This window comes from Vibrio zhanjiangensis (genome assembly GCF_030161235.1).
Classification (GTDB): Bacteria; Pseudomonadota; Gammaproteobacteria; order Enterobacterales; family Vibrionaceae; genus Vibrio; species Vibrio zhanjiangensis.
In genome coordinates this window covers 19000-36307 of the sequence record NZ_BSPW01000068.1, presented here as the reverse complement: position 1 = coordinate 36307, position 17308 = coordinate 19000, and the positions used below count along the sequence as shown (strand labels likewise).

The following is a 17308-nucleotide window of genomic DNA, read 5'->3' as shown; positions in this document are numbered from 1 at the left end:
ATAGGACAATTTCAAGTAAAAAAAATAAAAAAAGCACTTGACTAATATCTTATGAAATCCACAAAAATTACTACTGTGAATAACAAAATATCTCGACACATTATGCCAACTGGCTTTAAGAGACATGACGAGTTATCTACAGGCTAAGTTATCCCAAAGTTTATCCACTGTTTTTGTGGATAACTAGATAACTTGCCTAGAAGAGGTCTAAGTAAATTCTTTATTTATCGGGGATAGCAGCTGATTCAACAAACTATTAATCACTAGGAAAAGTGTGCAAAACGTTAACGCAGGGAGAACAAACCACATGGAAAAATGGAGGCTAGGAGAAAGTTCAAAACCAAACGAAATGATGCCGGCTACCACTAACTCAGCTCCAACCACAGCAATCAAACCCGCCATGACTGACAATAATCCATATTCGGCCCAAATGGTTCTTGTGACGCGTTTTTTACTCGCACCTAAGGTTCTGTAGAGTCGTACTTCCGATTGACGTTGACCTAAGCTAAGACGTAACAGAGTAAAAATAAGTAATATTCCAGCGATAACACCCAATCCAGCCAGAAGGGTAATAGACGACACCATTTGCCGCAACAGTTGCTGAATCTTATCCCCCATCTGCCTGATATCCATTAAACTGACAGTCGGATAGCTTCTTGATAAATCGTTAAGAAATGAGTCTTGATTCTCATCCACCCTAAAACTGACTAGGTAGGTCGCAGCAATATCTTTAAGCACGTCGGGGGTGAAGATAAAATAGAAATTGGGCTTCATATCTCGCCATTCTACCTGACGTATGCTGTTTACTTCGGCAGTGATGACTTGACTATTGATAACAAACTCTAAGCTATCACCTATTTTTAGCCTCAAATCCTTGGCCACATCGGCCTCTACTGACACGCCGTGTTTTGATGTCCAATCTCCTGTTAACACAACATTGTGTTCAGGGATCTGTGAGGAGTATGTAAAATTAATCTCTCGCCGGAGAACGTCGGTACCTTCCCCTCCCTGAGCCGCATTTTTCGCTTCCTTACCGTTTATTTTACTTAATCGACCTCTAATTATCGGGTAGGCTTTAGAGCGTTCAATACCATTATCATCAATGGCTTTGAGGTATCCGTCTTTTTCATAAGGGGCAATATTGAGTGCAAACGCGTTGGGAGCATCTACGGGGACAGTTCTTTGCCAATCCGAAAGTATATCGCTGCGCACCAACCAAACGACTGCAACAAGCATCAAGGAGAGTGCCAGTGCACCAAACTGTAAACCAGTTGATATTGGCGAACGATTCATTCTACTTAATGCCAGTTTAAAAGAAGTCGGCAACGCAATTGTTGCCATAGCCTTCATCATGCAAACACTCACAAGTGCGAGCACAATAAGCAGCCCTATAATACCACCCAACACTACCCATATTAGGGCATTGTCTTTATACACCCAAAGCATTGGCAATGCAGGAACTAAAAGTAGCCACAATGTCCAGCGACTTCTTTTAGTATGAGTATTCGGCTGCATCACTTCCAAAGCACTAATAGTTAATAATCGTTGCAAGGGGATGCCAAGCGCAGGTGTGGATATCAGCACACTTGTTACAATCGCGATAACAAAAGGACTTAGGCCATAGTCTGGCAAAGGACTTGGCAGCAAGTCAACCAATGGGATTCGCAACAAAAATTCAAGCAGAATACCTACGCCAATCCCCACCACTACAGCTGCGATAAGCAAAATCATAATTTGCATTGAAATCCAGCGGGTTAACCAAGTTTTGCTGGCACCCAAACTTTTGAACATAGCAATCGTTTTTCGTCGAGATGTGACATAGTGCTGACACGTAAACACTAATGTTGTCGCTGCCATGATAACGACAATAGCGACAGATAAAGATAAATACTGTTCAGTACGCTCAAATACCTCACTCGTTCGACTTGATGTGTTCTGATCTTTCCACCGATCACTAGGAGTCAACTTCAATGTTTGCTTTATTTTGTTAATGGCTTCTTCTTCACCATTGATAAAGAGACTATAACGTACTCTGCTCCCTAGCTGAATGGCTCCTGTTTTGTCGAGGTCTGAGCTATGGATATACACCGAAGGCATTTGTTGAAAGGGATTGAAACTCATTCCTGGTTCTTCAACGACACGTCCTGATACCTGTAAGTTGGCATCACCTATTGTGACGTTGTCACCTATCGTAATATTGAGGATAGCAAACAGTCTTTCATCTAACCAGAGTTCACCAGAACGAACATTGACGTGTGTGTCTTGGTCATTTGACAAGATAAGATTACCGCGCAATGGATAACGATCATCCACTGCTTTTACCATAACCAATTTCATACTTTGATCACTAAACGCCATGGTTGCAAAACGAGTTTGCTGGGCAGTGATTAGCTCCCCAGAATCCGTCATTTGAACAAGTTCACTTGGTATTGGATTGGATGAGACAAACACCGTATCTGCGGTTAGCGCTTCTTTTCCTTGTTTCACAACCGCTTGTTCAACCCTTTCTGCAAGTGCTGTTATCGCAAAGATACAGGCGATAATTAAACTGATTGCTACGGAAACAGGCCATAAGTTAGCATGACGTATTTCAGAGATGCTCCATGATAACTGCCGGATAATCGTTGTTTTAGAGCGCATCACAGCTCCTCCAAATGTCCGGCTTGAATATGTAATCGACGATCGCATAGATTAGCCAATTGCATGTCATGAGTGACTAAAACGAGTGTGGTGTGATGCTGTTTGTTGAGTTCAAACAACAAATGAATCACCTTCTCCGCCGTTACTTGGTCAAGATTTCCTGTCGGCTCATCAGCGAATAACACTTTAGGTTGAATCATAAACGCGCGAGCTAAAGCAACACGTTGTTGCTCTCCTCCAGATAACTGTGTGGGGAAATGATGTATTCGATGCTCAAGACCCACTGAAGTGAGAAGCTCTGTAGCACGCACCTTGTTTTCACTTTCACCTTTTAGCAAGCAAGGTAGCGTCACGTTATCTAAAGCACTTAAGCTGGGAACTAAGAGAAAGCTTTGAAAGACAAACCCTACTGACCTACTGCGAATCGCGGCTCTCTCTTCATCATTCATATCACTTATTTGTTGGTCTAGCAGAGAAATTTTTCCTGATGTCGGAGTATCTAAGCCGGCAAGCAGTGTCATTAGCGTCGATTTTCCAGCCCCAGATGTCCCAACAATAGCAATACTTTCACCTTCTTTAATATCCAAGTTTACGTTTTCTAGGATTGTCAATCGCTCCTGTTTAGTAGAGACTAACTTAGACAATGACTCTGCTTTTATGATGGATGGGTACATGATTCGACTAGTTTCCTTAATGCTTTTTATCTTTTATATGAATCCGTTGAGCGCTGCTAAGCTTCTAATTTTAGGTGACAGTTTAAGTGCAGGCTACCAGATGTCGATTGATAAAGCTTGGCCTACTTTGTTACCAAATGTCATGGTTCAAAACAACAAAACAATAACGGTCGTTAATGCCAGTATATCTGGTGATACGACAGGAAACGGTTTGGCTCGATTGCCCAAATTGCTAGAGACACATAAGCCAGATGTTGTCCTTATTGAATTGGGAGCCAATGACGGCCTGCGAGGCTTTCCTCTCAACCTGATACAAAATAATTTACGTCAAATTGTTCATTTAGTTCAGTCTTCGGACGCACAAGCACTACTTATGCAAATCCACATCCTCCCCAACTATGGAAAACGTTATACTCAAGCCTTCGCAGACTTGTACCCTTCGATAGCAAAGCAACTTGATATCCCTTTACTGCCTTTCTTTTTGGAAGGTGTCATTACTCGGCCAGAATGGATGATGGATGATGGCCTTCACCCTAACGAAAATGCTCAACCTTGGATTGCAAAATTCGTTGCGAATGAACTACTTAAACATATCTAAGTTATCGGTTGGATTGATTGGACGCCAATATTCTCACAATTAAGACTTGTTGCACAAACGCGTCTCACTTGTGAGATTGTATTTAACACAGCACTCATAAAGCTGATTTAGAGATCACAAACAAGTAGGATTGTCATTTTCTTAAAATTAAGAAAGTGGAAGTATCCAATCTCTGTTACGCTTCCTATGTTTTAAAATGACAAAATTATGAAGAACGAAAACGGCCAACCTTTTCATATTATATGAATTCAAACAAAAAGTTAGCCGTAAAGGATTCGGTGCAAATGTCGCAAATTAATACTGCCAACTTGATTATTCCTGAGAACATCTCGAATAGCTGGCAACACAATGTCAACTTAATCGCTGAAGTCATCTCTGTTCCAACAGCTTTGATTATGCGTTATGACTCTCAGCTTGAAGTTCTCTCATCAGGTAAAAAACATTCTGACACATACTCTGATAAGCAAAAAAATAACACAGATATTCATAGAGATATTGATTGCAGGCAACAAGACAATATCCTAAAACAAATGATAGTTAATCAAGCTGATAGGTCAATTTCTTTATCGGCAGATCACCCAATTTCAAAGCTAGAATTAGAGTCGTGTCATGGTATGCCTGTTAAATGGCCCAATGGCAACAAATTCGGTACTATCTGTGTTTTCGATAGCGACGAGTATCTTTTCAAGTTTAATTACCAAAAACTCATTCGAAATTTTCGCAATTCGATTGAGTCACAATTATCCACGCTCTACCAAAATGAAAAACTCAAACAAACTAATCGAGAATTGAAAAGTCGAATTTATACTCGCAACCGAGACATGAGCAGGCTAAATGGCCATCTTGACCAAGAGATTAAAAAGCGTAAGCTAGCAGAAAAAATGGTTTGCTATCAACAAACGCATGATATTAATACTGGGTTTTTAAATCGCTCAGCTCTGGAGGATGAAGTTGTACAACTCATAAAGAACACTCAAAACCGATCATTACTCGGTGCTGTAATTCATATAAACTTTTATAATGGACAGATAATTCAAGAACAACATGGCTGTCCTACATGGCAACAACTCTTAGTTAAATTTCGCCAAAATATCGGCAATATAGATAACTGCACCGTATTGACTACTCTTTCAACATCGGTCGATTTGGTTTTACTTATTTACGCTCCGAAAAAACAAGAAATACTGACAAATTTATCTCAACACATAGCTAAAGTAAGTCAATTAGAATATATCGTAAACGGTAAAAGACATCATCTGAACGCTCATATAGGAATTAGCACAACTAACGACACCTTGTGCCCCCAAAATCTTTTGCTATTTGCCTCAAAAGCGGTCCAATCATGTAAAGATAGTGGCCATAGTCACAGTTATTATTCACAAACCTTTCACAAGTTGACCGAAAACATTTATCAACTAGAAGCCTATTTGCTTGATGCGATACGCAATCGCAATCTCCTACTTTACTTCCAACCTAAAATTTGTAACCAAAATGGTGGTTGGATTGGTGCAGAAGCCCTATTGCGTTGGAAGCACCCAACTATGGGGGATATTTCCAGCGAAACCTTGATCAATATCGCAGAAGAAAATGGTCTCATTTTTGAGCTCGGGCGCTTTGTCCTAAACGAGGCGATCCAAAAGGGTGCTAAGTGGGTGGAATTGAATCCTGAATTTAAAATTGCAGTCAATATCTCCGTCGTTCAACTGAATAGCCTTAACTTTGTCTCTGAAGTTGAAGAACTACTCAACCTATACCAACTTCCCGCTGAAAATCTTGAATTAGAGATTACAGAAAGCGGGATGATTATCGATGAAAAAGTGATGAAAAACACTTTAAATGACCTACGCTTTCTAGGAGTGACGTTGTCACTCGATGATTTTGGTACTGGCTATTCCTCTTACGACTACCTCAAAAAATTTCCATTTCACTCGATTAAGCTAGATAAAAGTTTTATCCAGAAGATTGACGAAAGTTATGAGGACCAGGAAATTGTTCGTTCTATTATATCCATAGCCAAGAAGTTTAATCTGACAATCACAGCTGAAGGTATTGAAAACCAAAAGCATGAAGAATTCGTCGTCAGTCAAGGTTGTGAGTATGGTCAAGGCTATTTCTACTCTAAACCAATGCCTTGCAGAGAATTTGAAGAAAAATTGCAGACGCAGGTTTTATCTCATTAACACGGATTCACTTTACTCAGTGGCGAGCCATTCATATAATCCTCGCCTTTAACATACCCCGCCCGAGATCGTCTTATGGAACAGCTAACCGCGACACTTAAAAAGATAGAAAAACAAAACTACCGTGCTTACCAGAAAATTAGAGGTGAGTACGATTTCGGTGATTATAGGTTCCTAGTCGATCAGGTTCAGGCAGATCCCCATGCTTCAGCATCAAGGGTTAGAGCAATACGTCCGTGGTCATTAACAGGTTTGGAGTGGCTTCTGGATAAATCTCAGGCATATCAAATTGCTGCCAGAGACTTCATTGGACGCCATTTTGCTCAACTATCGAAACAAGAAAATAGCATTGATATCTCTCTAACAGGCCAAACGGTCCTAGACTCTACTGCAGTGTTATTTACCGATGAGGGTATTGAACTTAGATTTCGCGTTAACCTGCCAGCCGAGGGGCGATCTGTTCTCGGCAAGAAAGCGATTAATCTGCTCACTTTTCACCTACCAAAATACATTCGCCGGTCAACATTAGAAAGAGAGCTGGATAAAAGTGCACTAACACGGCATTGTGAAGTAATTGAAGATCAAGAGTTCATGCGTGATGAGCTTGACAAGTTGGGACTCATTTCTTTTGTTGGGAACGGGTCAATACTGCCAAGAATAGCTGGAAATTGTGATTTACCAATGGAAGGTGCGTTACCTTTTCAAGCACCTGAGTCGATGACTATCGATATAATAACGCCAAATCAAGGTAAAATTAGTGGTCTAGGAATTAAAAAAGGCATCACTTTAATTGTTGGCGGCGGCTTTCATGGCAAATCAACATTACTCAACGCGATTGAACGATCTGTCTATAACCATATTCCTGGGGATGGGAGAGAAACCATCGTTTCAAACCGTGACACATACAAAATACGAGCTGAAGACGGCCGATGCATCCACGGATTAAATCTATCCAACTATATTAACCATTTACCCATGGGCCGTGACACAACTAATTTCTCCACGCAAGATGCTTCAGGCTCAACATCACAAGCGGCATGGCTTCAAGAATCCGTAGAAGCGGGTGTGCAAGGTGTTCTGCTTGATGAAGATACCTCAGCGACTAACTTCATGATTCGTGATGAGCGAATGCAGGCGCTAGTATGTAAAGGCGAAGAGCCTATAACTCCCTTAGTCGACCGGATAGGTCAACTCAGAGATTCATTGGGTATTTCAACCATATTGGTTATGGGTGGCTCAGGAGATTACTTCGATGTAGCCGATCATGTTATTCAAATGCACGCTTATCAGGCGATTGACGTCACCCAAAAAGCGAAAGAAGTGATCAAACAACACCCAACTCAGCGCTCTAACGAATCAGAATGTGCCCTATCAACATTTGCACCTCGCAAGTTAAACCGTTCCGTATTGCAGAAGATTCTCGCTGACGGAAAATTTAAAATCTCAGCCAAAGGGACTAACTCGCTACGATTTGGTAAAGAGCATATCGATCTTTCTGCTTTGGAACAGCTAGAGTCAAGTTCTGAAATAAACGCCATTGGATGGCTATGGTTTGAGCTAGCACAAATATCTGGTGTATCCGATAACCCCACCCAAGATATTCGAAAAATACTTGATGAAGGATGGACGACAAATATGCCAGTACATGGCGATCTCGCAAAACCACGAGCACTAGATGTGGTTGCCGCTCTAAACAGAATGAGAAAAGCAAGATTTCAATAAAATCGGGGAATATTAGGCACTGCCTAAAACCATCCATCAGATAAGTGCGCATAGCGCGCTTATCAATTTCTCAGCACGTGCCACGCTTCGCAAAGCACTCTAAAACGGTCACTGTTACCATTTTCTCTATCAGGGTGCCATTTTAACGCTAGCTTACGCCAAGTCTTACGAATTTCAGTTTGACTCGCGTCTACGGGCAACTCAAACAGTGACAATGCTTTATTTCTGTCCATGTCACCTCCCCCGTCGGCGCTACCCACAAACTCTCTATATCGAGTCCAAAATTCATTGAGTAAGCGTTTTACCTCACCTTCTTCGGCTTCATAATTATGCCAATCAAGGTAGTAGTCTCTGAGAGGATCGGCATGATCAATTTCATGTCCAAAGACCTGAGATTGAGGCATTAAAACAATGTCCATCGCTTGAACCTGTAACCAACTCTCTGGATATAAAGTTTCCTGCAATTGGTATAAAGCGTTCATGATAAGAAAATTGCGCTTAAAAAGGTCCTTTTCTGGAGAGGCATCAAGCACGGGTAAGAGTTCAAGATCACACAAATGGGAAGAAAGCGTATGCACTTTCCATCCAGAAGGTTGGTTTTTAAACACTTCCATGATAGGCCACAGCAATGGATTTTCCATGTACTGCTCGAATTGAGCGACAACTTCCTGATGTTTGTTCATATCCAATTTATTCAGTGTTTATTTATAATACAAAACCAAAATTGCCGATTTGTCGAGTTGATGCCGAAGAATTCACGATCATTATCCATAAAAGAGCCAATAAACACTGGCTCTATCAGTAAATAACAAAATCTACAAAACCCCTAATTCTTTAAGCCTCTCGGTTAGATATGAATCTGCCGTATGACGCTCAGACAAAATAACTTCAGGCTTAGGATGCAAGAAAAGTGGTAACGAAATTCTAGAAGCCTCTTGGCGCTCTCCTGTTGGATTGATCACTCTATGGGTTGTCGACGGAAAATAGCCATCGGAAGCTTCTTGAAGCATGTCGCCGATATTGATAATTAAATTTCCAAAATCACATGGGACATCTATCCATTGACCATCTTTACCCAAAACTTGTAAACCAGGCTCATTAGACGCTGGTAAAACAGTAAGAAGGTTGATGTCTTCGTGAGCAGCAGCTCGAATCGCTCCTGGCTCTTCGTCGCCAGTCATTGGTGGGTAATGTAAAACTCTTAAAAGCGTCTTCTCACTCCCGTTGATCATCTCAGAAAGTGCCACAGAAAACTTATCCTGAATTTCCGATGGCGCATATTTTTCAACCCACCCCAGCAATACTTCAGCAAACTCATTCGCTTGCCGATAGTAATCCAAAATTTGTCCCTTCAATTCCTCAGGAATTTGTCCCCACGGATAAACGTGGAAATATTCTTTGATGTCTTTAACTGAGTGCCCTTTAGCAACTTCTGAAACAGATGGTGGAAAATAGCCATCTTGAGTTTCAACATTGTAGGCAAATTCGTTCTTGCGCTCAGTCATAAAAAACTGATACCAATTTTCGTAAATTGACTCAACTAACTCTTGGGGAATTGGATGATTCTTTAACACTCCGAACCCTGTTTCACGTAGTGAGTTTACAAATTGTTGAGCTGCATCGTCAGCTCTATAATCGACAGTTTCAAGTTTCATGACTTTACTTTATTTCATTATGCTATGGTTGAAGCAAGATTCTAAATCTCGCTGAGTTCTAAATCAAACTTTGGTAATAAACAAGACATAAGTTTGTGCTTTTTCTGTGTGATATTTGGACATTTCAACACGAATAGTGCGTTAATTGTGGGCCTAGTTAGTAGAAAACAACAATTGAACGTTGTTTTATTTAATGACAATATAGGCCTAACCTTGCTTAAGGACATCATTCAATGGATGCAGAAAACAACAACATTTCTCGATCACTTTTAGTTTGGCTCACTCTTGGGTATGCAAGCGTATTTGTGTTCTCTACTATCAACCCCTCTTCCCGTGCAGTATGGGTCGCTGAGATAATACCCGTCTTGGGAATATTATCTCTTATTTGGTTCATATCGAGACATTTCAAGTTCTCTCCTACAGCCTACATTCTGATGTTTATTTGGCTGACGCTACATACGATTGGCGCAAAGTACACGTTTGCTGAAGTCCCCTTTGAATGGTTCAATAAACTGATTAGCTCAGAACGAAATAATTTTGATCGTGTTGCTCACTTTTCTATCGGACTATATGCCTACCCTATTGCGGAATACCTAATTAGAAGGCAATGGATGAGCCAAAAACTAGCCATCTGCTTTGCACTCTTTTCTATTATGTCACTCGCGGCCAGCTATGAAATCATTGAGTGGTGGTACGCGGTAAAAGCTGGTGGAGAACAAGGCATCGCATTTCTCGGGTCTCAAGGAGACATTTGGGACGCTCAAAAAGACATGTTAATGGACACACTTGGAGCATTAGCTTCATTGATTTTGCTATCTTTTCAACAGCGTGTTGTTTGCTCTAGCCATAATAAGTAAGGGTGATAACCACCTGTAATAGGTATTTTAATCACTTCAGGCAACTCATAGCTATGCGTTGATGTAATCGCTTCTTCAAGCTTCTCATAACAGGATACTTTCGTCTTAAAAATCAGCAGCATTTCGTTGTCGTGGCATACCTTCCCCTGCCATCGATAACTGCTTTGAATAGGCATACTTTGCACACAAGCTGCTAGCTCCGACTCCAAAGCCATCTGAGTCATTTTCTTTGCTTGATCGGGGCTATCTATTGTCGTTAGTACGATACAAAACTGCTCTTTCATAATGCTATACACCTCGCTTTCTGATAAGGACTGGATAATTCTCATCTTTCAGTTCACGAACAAAACTAGAACCTGAGCCTGAATACGTCACCCATACATGTTTTTTTGCCCGAGTGAGAGCGACATAAAACAAACGACGTTCTTCAGCATATGGGAAAGTATCACCCGATTGAGTCAAGGCACCATCAATGTGCAAGGTTTTCACCCGCGAAGGAAATTGCCCCTCATCCACAGATAGGATAATGACATAATCCGCTTCTCGCCCTTTACTCGCATGACAAGTCATAAAAGTAATGGATAACAGCGCAAACTGCTTTTGCCATTGAGACAATAGTTCTGGCTTATGATAATGATTTCGACCAAGTAGCAATATTGACTGAATACTTTTTGCTTTACGATTAAGCTCATCTAGAATCTTTTCTATTGAATTACTTGCAGACAAGGTGACAGATTTGGATTTCTTCAGTTTGACGCTTTGCAAGGCTTTTTCCAATTGAGCGGGATTACGCTGTATAAATTGATTAGCCACTTCACCAATTTGGTTGTTAAAACGGTAAGTTGTATTCAATTTATGTATTGTGGAATGCGGAAAACGTTTTGTAAAACCGGTCGTCAAATCGACATCAGCACCTGCAAATTCGTAGATAGATTGCCAATCATCACCCACAGCAAATAGGACACAATTTGGACCATCACACCGGTTACACAGTGCTTCGACCAAACCTAGACGCTGTGGTGAAATATCTTGGTATTCATCAATCATGATGTATTTCCATGATGGTTGATATTTTCCTTTTACAACATAATCAATGGCTTTACTGATCATAATATTGAAATCAATATGTCCCTCTTCATCAAGTTTTTCACGCCATGCTTGATAGCAAGGCCATACCAAGGCGAGTTCACTGTTGAGACGGGTATAATCCGCATGAGACACAAGCTTTTCTTGAATACTTTTCTTTGTACCACCAAAAGTAGAGAGTTGATTAAGTTGCTTCTTTATCCAATCAATCAACTTAGGGTTTTCGACGTGACTTTGCAGTTCATCATCCCCTGATATGTAGGCGATTGGCCAATTATTTAGGTGCTTTTGCCAACGCTTAAATGCTGTCGGCGATGACCAATGTTTCTTTAGCCATTCAATACACCAAGCAGCCTTCAAATTTTCATCTGTTGCTAAAGGTGAAAGGGTGACAGGAGAAGCTTCAACATGATTTAGGATAGATAGTCCAAGTTGATGGAATGTCGTTACTTGAACTTGATCTGCGCTCAAACCAATTTTGTTCTCCAAGCGCTGACGCATTTCACTTGCCGCATCACGCCCAAACGCCAACATTAGGATATCTTCTGGCTGAGCAAGATGACTTTGAAGAAGGTAGGCAACTCTTGCTGTTAAAACACTGGTCTTTCCAGAGCCCGCGCCAGCCAGAACCAGATTATTGTCATCATTGAGCAGCACAGCCTGTTGCTGTGACAGGTTCAAAGGCGATGACTCAATTTGAGAAAAAAGTACTTTCCAATTATCTAATTCTGTTTCCATCCAACGTTGATTGCGCTCTTGTAAAACCCGTTCAGTATCTGTGAACCAAGGTAAGATAGTCGCCATTTTTTCAGGCATCATCAGTGTTACATCATCTAAAGTCATTTCCATAGAAGTTAAATCTGAAGATATCTTACCCAGTTGAAAATCGAGCGTGGAATGAGTGAGGTAAGCCGGTTGGCGTTCAATTCCTTGAAAAGTCATCTCCCATTGGGGAAAAAATGCATGAAGCTGTGCGCACTGATTGTTGTGCCACTTTTGATAGCACGCAACAGCTAAACGGGCGAACTGACGACAGCTTTGCCACGACAAACCTTCAATGAGCCAAGAATACCGACGGCCATCTTTAGAATGTGAAAAAAATTGCAGCCCACCCCATAATAAGCCACGTTTAATGCTAACTTCACCATTCCATATACTAAACGGAATACGTTCTTCACATTGCTTAGAGCTCAATATGATGAAGTCAGATTCCAGACGAACTTGATTGTATTCGCTTTGAATCAGGTAGAGTGCAGTCCTGGTGGCGCTTAGCTGCATTGTTGTATTCCCTTAATTCTAGTTACACACATGATAACGCAACCAAATCAAACAGTGAAAAGATCTTGTCAATAGATAATGAGTACACTTAAAGTCAAAACTCCATCAACAAACTCATTTCTTTATCTAAATCATAATTTAAACATGTATTATTAGATAACATAGACATTAAGAGATCATTTAAAGATAAATACTGTGCAACTTTTGAGTCAACTCCGCCTATTATGGGTAAACAAAACAATCAACTATGGGATGCTAATTCTTATTGCGCTGGTGGGCGTTGTTAGTTTTAGCTGGTACCACTCACTCAACACCCATGTTATCCCTCTGATATTAGGGGTCATTGCCGCTGCGCTATCAGAAACGGATGACACCGTAATGGGTCGGGTAAAGTCAACTTTTATAACACTGGCTTGTTTTGCTATTGCTTCCTTCTCTATTGAGTTACTCTTTTCTACGCCTATTCTATTTGCACTTGGCTTATGCAGTTCAACTTTTGGTTTCATTATGCTTGGCGCGATAAGCACGAGGTATGCGAGTATAGCTTTTGGCTCGCTACTACTGGCCATCTACACTATGCTTGGGGCAGAACAAAGCGTTAATCTTTGGCAACAGCCCGCTTTGCTTTTGTCTGGCGCCAGTTGGTATTTTTTGTTATCCATTATTTGGTCAGCATTGTGGCCTATGCAGCCAGTACAACAAAGTTTAGCCAACGTTTTCTTTCATCTCGCGAATTACTTAGATTCAAGAAGTCAACTGTTCCATCCCGTCTCTGGGCTAGATCCCCAACCGTATAGAATTCAACAAGCTGCACTCAATGCTGCTACGGTGACGGCTTTAAATCAATGTAAAGCGATACTACTCAGTCGTTCCAAAAGGGGGCATTTTGATTCAGGTAGCGACAAATTCCTTAATATTTATTTTCTTGCCCAAGATATTCACGAACGAGTCAGCTCAAGCCACTATCGCTATCAAGAGCTTTGTAAGCAATTCGAACGCTCAGATGTACTGTTCAGATTTAAATACCTTCTAGAAACTCAAGCAAACGCTTGTAGAGCAGTCGCAAAATCTATTCAATTGAGTAAAGAATACTCTCACACTGGCCAATCTGTCCTAGCTCTTGATGAGTTAGTGAGTTCACTCAATGCTCTAAAAGAGAGAACAAGTGAGACAAGCAGGTCACTACTTAACCAACTTAGCTACCTTTTTAATAACCTTGCTACCGTTGAAAAACAACTCAATAGCATAACTACCCCACATTCAAACCAATTTGAATCAACTGAGCTTAATGACACCGAGGTCCATACAGTAAGAGAAAAATGGCAAAGAGTTGCATCGCAGTTTAACAAAGAGTCTTTGTTATTTCGCCATGCGGTAAGAATGTCTACCGCTTTAACCATCGGATACAGCCTGATCCAGTTCACTAATATGAACCAAGGCTACTGGATACTCATGACCACATTATTTGTTTGCCAGCCCAACTACAGTGCAACGCGGAGCAAACTTGTTGCTAGAGTTGTTGGTACCATACTCGGCCTATTAGTTGGTGTCCCCTTACTTGTGTTATTTCCCTCACAAGAAAGCCAATTACTCCTTATCGTTGTTTCTGGTGTCGCATTTTTTATGCTGAGACTGGCTAACTACGGGTATGCCACTGGTTTTATCACCATCTTAGTCCTATTCTGCTTCCACCAGTATGGAGAGGGTTATGCCGTCGTTCTTCCTAGATTGGCGGATACACTTATTGGGTGTGCCCTAGCTGTGTTATCAGTTAGTTTCATATTACCTGATTGGCAATCCAAACGTCTTCATAAAGTTATGGCAGAGGCCACTCAAGCAAATCGAGAATATCTCGCACAAGTGATCGGTCAATATCGAATTGGAAAGAAAGACAGTTTAGCCTATAGAATTGCAAGACGTAATGCGCACAACCACGACGCAAATCTCAATAATGCGATAAGCGCAATGCTTTCCGAGCCAGGACGATACCGTACTGCAGTAGATGAAAGTTTCCGTTTTCTAACATTAAGTCACGCATTACTGAGTTACATTTCCGCTCTAGGTGCACATAGAAAACGGGTCAATGAAGCCAAAACACATCAACTCATTTTAGAAACACACAGAATTATCAATCATCACTTAGAAGGCCTTACTAAACAACTTAATAAGTCTGTAGACGGTAGCTCTGCCAATATTGATATTGACATAAAAACTCGCTTGGAAGAGTGGCGAGAAGACGATGACACCTCAATCAAAATGGTATTGGAACAACTTTATCTCATCTATAGAATGTTACCTGAGTTCCACGCCCTAGCTGAAAAACTCACTATTCAGGCAAAAAACTAGATCAATTTAATGACAATTTAATTACCGAATCCAGGCGCATTTGTGGCATAGTTCACTAATAACTGAAATCCACCTGACATTATTCGGACACAATTTAAGCAAGACTGCATAAGATAGTGGCGTAATTATAGAAAATAGGGTAAGACGATGAAAGGAGACATCTCTTGCTTTTCGGACCAAAAAAACGACTTGATTCGGAGGCAAGCCAGTATGAATACAAAACAATTTGAAGTTCTTAAAAAACAAATAAAATACATGACGCCTTGTCAACTTCGCACATTGAAAACTGAGATATCTCAGACATTAGAAGAACCTAAACGTCTTATGTTAACCGACGAAGAACAGCAGCTTATCGCAAGTCTATTTCGGTAGCATAACTTGCCTAAAAAGCAAACTAGGATTAGGCTTATTGTTATAAAGGGGATGATTATGACAGTGTCTGCAGTTCAGCCCGGTTATCAGTTAATTGAACAGTCATCTAAGCTGGCTGAGGAAGCTTCGCGCGAAATTTATCAAGCCCAGATCTCCAACCCAGTAGTCAAAGACTCTTCTTACCAGTTCAATAAGGTTGAATTTAAGCCAGTAGAATCCTCTCCGATGGAACCGATTACAAAACTGGTACAAGCAGATAAATACAGTCGTATTGGCACTAACGTACTGCAAAGAGACCAAGAAATGATCGGCACTTTACTTGATATTCATGTGTAAATTAAAATTCAGACTAATCGGCCAATAAATATTGTCTTCCTCTCAATAGACGCTAGAATCGCCCGACAACACCTTTTTTATCATCGTCATGCCCAAACTTAACTTATCCCACCGTAACAAAACATCAATTTTCGACCAAGAATTACATTCAGGTACGATAGAGAAAAGACTTAGGCCTAATTGTGCACCAGCAAAGCAACAACTGACAAAGGGGCCCTACATCTCTGTCAAAAACTTAGATAAACGCTGGGATGTTCTGGAAGAGTTAACACAGAAGCAGCATTTGCTTGATCCTATGACCGACCAACACGCACAACTTTATAATAAGAATATTGAACACTTTATCGGTACGGTAAAAATCCCTGTTGGCGTGGCCGGGCCGCTAAGAGTTAATGGTCTGCATGCTCACGGTGATTACTTAATCCCCCTCGCGACCACTGAAGCAGCATTGGTCGCATCCTATAACCGAGGCGCTATGCTTATTACAGCAGGCGGCGGTGCAAGTGCAATGCTTCTCAATGAAGGGGTTACACGGACACCAGTCTTTGAATTTCTGGAGCTTTCTCAAGCAGGGCAATTTGTCGCTTGGGTGGTAACCCAGTATGAACAATTTAAAAAAATTGCAGAGTCCACTACCGCTCATGGTCGTCTCAGTGACATCAATGTCAATATTGAAGGCAATCGTGTATATCTCATCTTCGAGTTTCAAACAGGAGACGCGTCGGGTCAAAACATGGTTACGATTGCAACCAACGAAGTATTCAATTACATATCGACACACTCTCCTATCCAACCACAAGACGCTTTCCTAGATGGGAATTTGTCAGGCGATAAAAAGCCAAATGCCCACACATTGAGACATGTACGAGGAAAAAAAGTCTCCGCTGAGATAAATCTGTCTAAACCGCTGGTTGAAAAATACCTGCACACAACCCCTGAGAAAATGGTTAAGTTTGGCCAAATAACAGCAGTAGGCGCCTCAATCAGTGGAGGAATTGGCGTCAATGCCCACTACGCAAACGCGCTCGCCGCTTTATATGCCGCTTGCGGACAAGACATCGCATGTGTCGCAGAGTCTGCCATCGGTGTGACTCGCATGGAAATGAATGCACAAGGTGGTCTATATGCGTGCGTAACCTTGCCCAATATCATGGTCGGTACCGTAGGTGGTGGCACACACCTACCAAGCCAAAAAGCATGCTTAGAGATTATGGGCCTATATGGCACTGGAAAAGCAAGAGCGCTTGCCGAAGTGACCGCCGCTCTATGTCTAGCCGGTGAGCTTTCCATCGTCGGTGCTTTTTGTGCTGGTCACTTTTCTAGAGCACACCAAAAGCTCGCACGATAAATCAATCAGCCCGCCCCCTCATAATCAACACACGCTAATCTAAAATTGGCGAGTGTTGATTACGTCAAAATGTTCCCAGCGTTATCTTGTCAAAAATATAAAAGTCTCATAAAAACATTGAAAAATCGTGATTTCACTATTGATGATATTGTAACAAACGAGAACTTGTTCAATCCTATTTGAGTTATTTTTTACTTAAAAAAAACCAATCAAGAT

At 41.2% G+C, this 17308-nt stretch carries 14 protein-coding genes; 8 read left to right on the top strand and 6 right to left on the bottom strand.

Annotation, left to right across the window (positions count from 1 at the left end; genetic code table 11):
• Positions 1-207: 207 nt before the first annotated feature.
• Together QQK21_RS15525 and QQK21_RS15520 are read right to left on the bottom strand one after the other, a co-directional pair.
• Positions 208-2640 (bottom strand): ABC transporter permease, encoded by a 2433-nt coding sequence (locus QQK21_RS15525; protein WP_284193098.1) that lies wholly within the window; start codon positions 2638-2640, stop codon positions 208-210.
• Complete coding sequence (locus tag QQK21_RS15520; RefSeq protein ID WP_284193097.1) at positions 2640-3314, bottom strand: ABC transporter ATP-binding protein; 675 nt, start codon at positions 3312-3314, stop codon at positions 2640-2642. Before QQK21_RS15520 ends, QQK21_RS15525 begins: the two co-directional genes overlap by 1 nt.
• Here QQK21_RS15520 and QQK21_RS15515 point away from each other — a divergent pair.
• The 3 genes from QQK21_RS15515 to QQK21_RS15505 all read left to right on the top strand — a co-directional run bounded on the left by QQK21_RS15515 (position 3313) and on the right by QQK21_RS15505 (position 7814).
• Positions 3313-3912 carry an arylesterase gene (locus tag QQK21_RS15515; protein WP_284193096.1) on the top strand — a complete coding sequence of 200 codons (600 nt, stop codon included), beginning with the start codon at positions 3313-3315 and terminating at the stop codon, positions 3910-3912. The two genes, QQK21_RS15520 and QQK21_RS15515, sit on opposite strands and share 2 nt — an antisense overlap.
• Positions 3913-4196: 284 nt before the next feature.
• A complete protein-coding gene (locus QQK21_RS15510) occupies positions 4197-6092 on the top strand; it encodes a putative bifunctional diguanylate cyclase/phosphodiesterase (RefSeq protein ID WP_284193095.1) in 1896 nt (631 codons plus the stop codon).
• A 75-nt stretch (positions 6093-6167) separates the two neighbouring features.
• Positions 6168-7814 (top strand): ABC-ATPase domain-containing protein, encoded by a 1647-nt coding sequence (locus tag QQK21_RS15505; protein WP_284193094.1) that lies wholly within the window; start codon positions 6168-6170, stop codon positions 7812-7814.
• 62 nt (positions 7815-7876) lie between these two features.
• Here QQK21_RS15505 and QQK21_RS15500 read toward each other — a convergent pair whose 3' ends face one another.
• Entirely contained in the window at positions 7877-8497 is a 621-nt protein-coding gene (locus QQK21_RS15500) for a DNA-J related domain-containing protein (protein ID WP_284193093.1), read from the bottom strand.
• 132 nt (positions 8498-8629) lie between these two features.
• Positions 8630-9469: a 2OG-Fe(II) oxygenase family protein gene (locus QQK21_RS15495; RefSeq protein ID WP_284193092.1), complete on the bottom strand. Its 840-nt coding sequence runs from the start codon at positions 9467-9469 to the stop codon at positions 8630-8632.
• Between the two features lie 233 nt (positions 9470-9702).
• Between QQK21_RS15495 and QQK21_RS15490 the strand changes: the two genes are divergently transcribed.
• On the top strand, positions 9703-10326 hold the full coding sequence (locus QQK21_RS15490; RefSeq protein WP_284193091.1) for a DUF2238 domain-containing protein: 624 nt from the start codon (positions 9703-9705) through the stop codon (positions 10324-10326).
• Here QQK21_RS15490 and cutA read toward each other — a convergent pair.
• Positions 10290-10610, bottom strand: coding sequence for a divalent-cation tolerance protein CutA (gene cutA, locus QQK21_RS15485; protein WP_284193090.1), 321 nt, complete (start codon positions 10608-10610; stop codon positions 10290-10292). The genes QQK21_RS15490 and cutA overlap by 37 nt on opposite strands.
• Positions 10611-10614: 4 nt before the next feature.
• Positions 10615-12690 carry a DNA helicase IV gene (gene helD, locus QQK21_RS15480; RefSeq protein WP_284193089.1) on the bottom strand — a complete coding sequence of 692 codons (2076 nt, stop codon included), beginning with the start codon at positions 12688-12690 and terminating at the stop codon, positions 10615-10617.
• Positions 12691-12885: 195 nt separating this feature from the next.
• Here helD and yccS point away from each other — a divergent pair, with 195 nt between their 5' ends.
• The 4 genes from yccS (at position 12886) to QQK21_RS15460 (ending at position 17092) form a co-directional block, all read left to right on the top strand.
• Entirely contained in the window at positions 12886-15036 is a 2151-nt protein-coding gene (gene yccS, locus QQK21_RS15475) for a YccS family putative transporter (RefSeq protein WP_284193088.1), read from the top strand.
• A gap of 210 nt (positions 15037-15246) precedes the next feature.
• Complete coding sequence (locus tag QQK21_RS15470; RefSeq protein ID WP_284193087.1) at positions 15247-15408, top strand: hypothetical protein; 162 nt, start codon at positions 15247-15249, stop codon at positions 15406-15408.
• Positions 15409-15465: 57 nt separating this feature from the next.
• A complete protein-coding gene (locus tag QQK21_RS15465; RefSeq protein WP_284193086.1) occupies positions 15466-15744 on the top strand; it encodes a hypothetical protein in 279 nt (92 codons plus the stop codon).
• A gap of 88 nt (positions 15745-15832) precedes the next feature.
• Positions 15833-17092: a hydroxymethylglutaryl-CoA reductase gene (locus QQK21_RS15460; protein ID WP_284193085.1), complete on the top strand. Its 1260-nt coding sequence runs from the start codon at positions 15833-15835 to the stop codon at positions 17090-17092.
• Positions 17093-17308 lie beyond the last annotated feature (216 nt).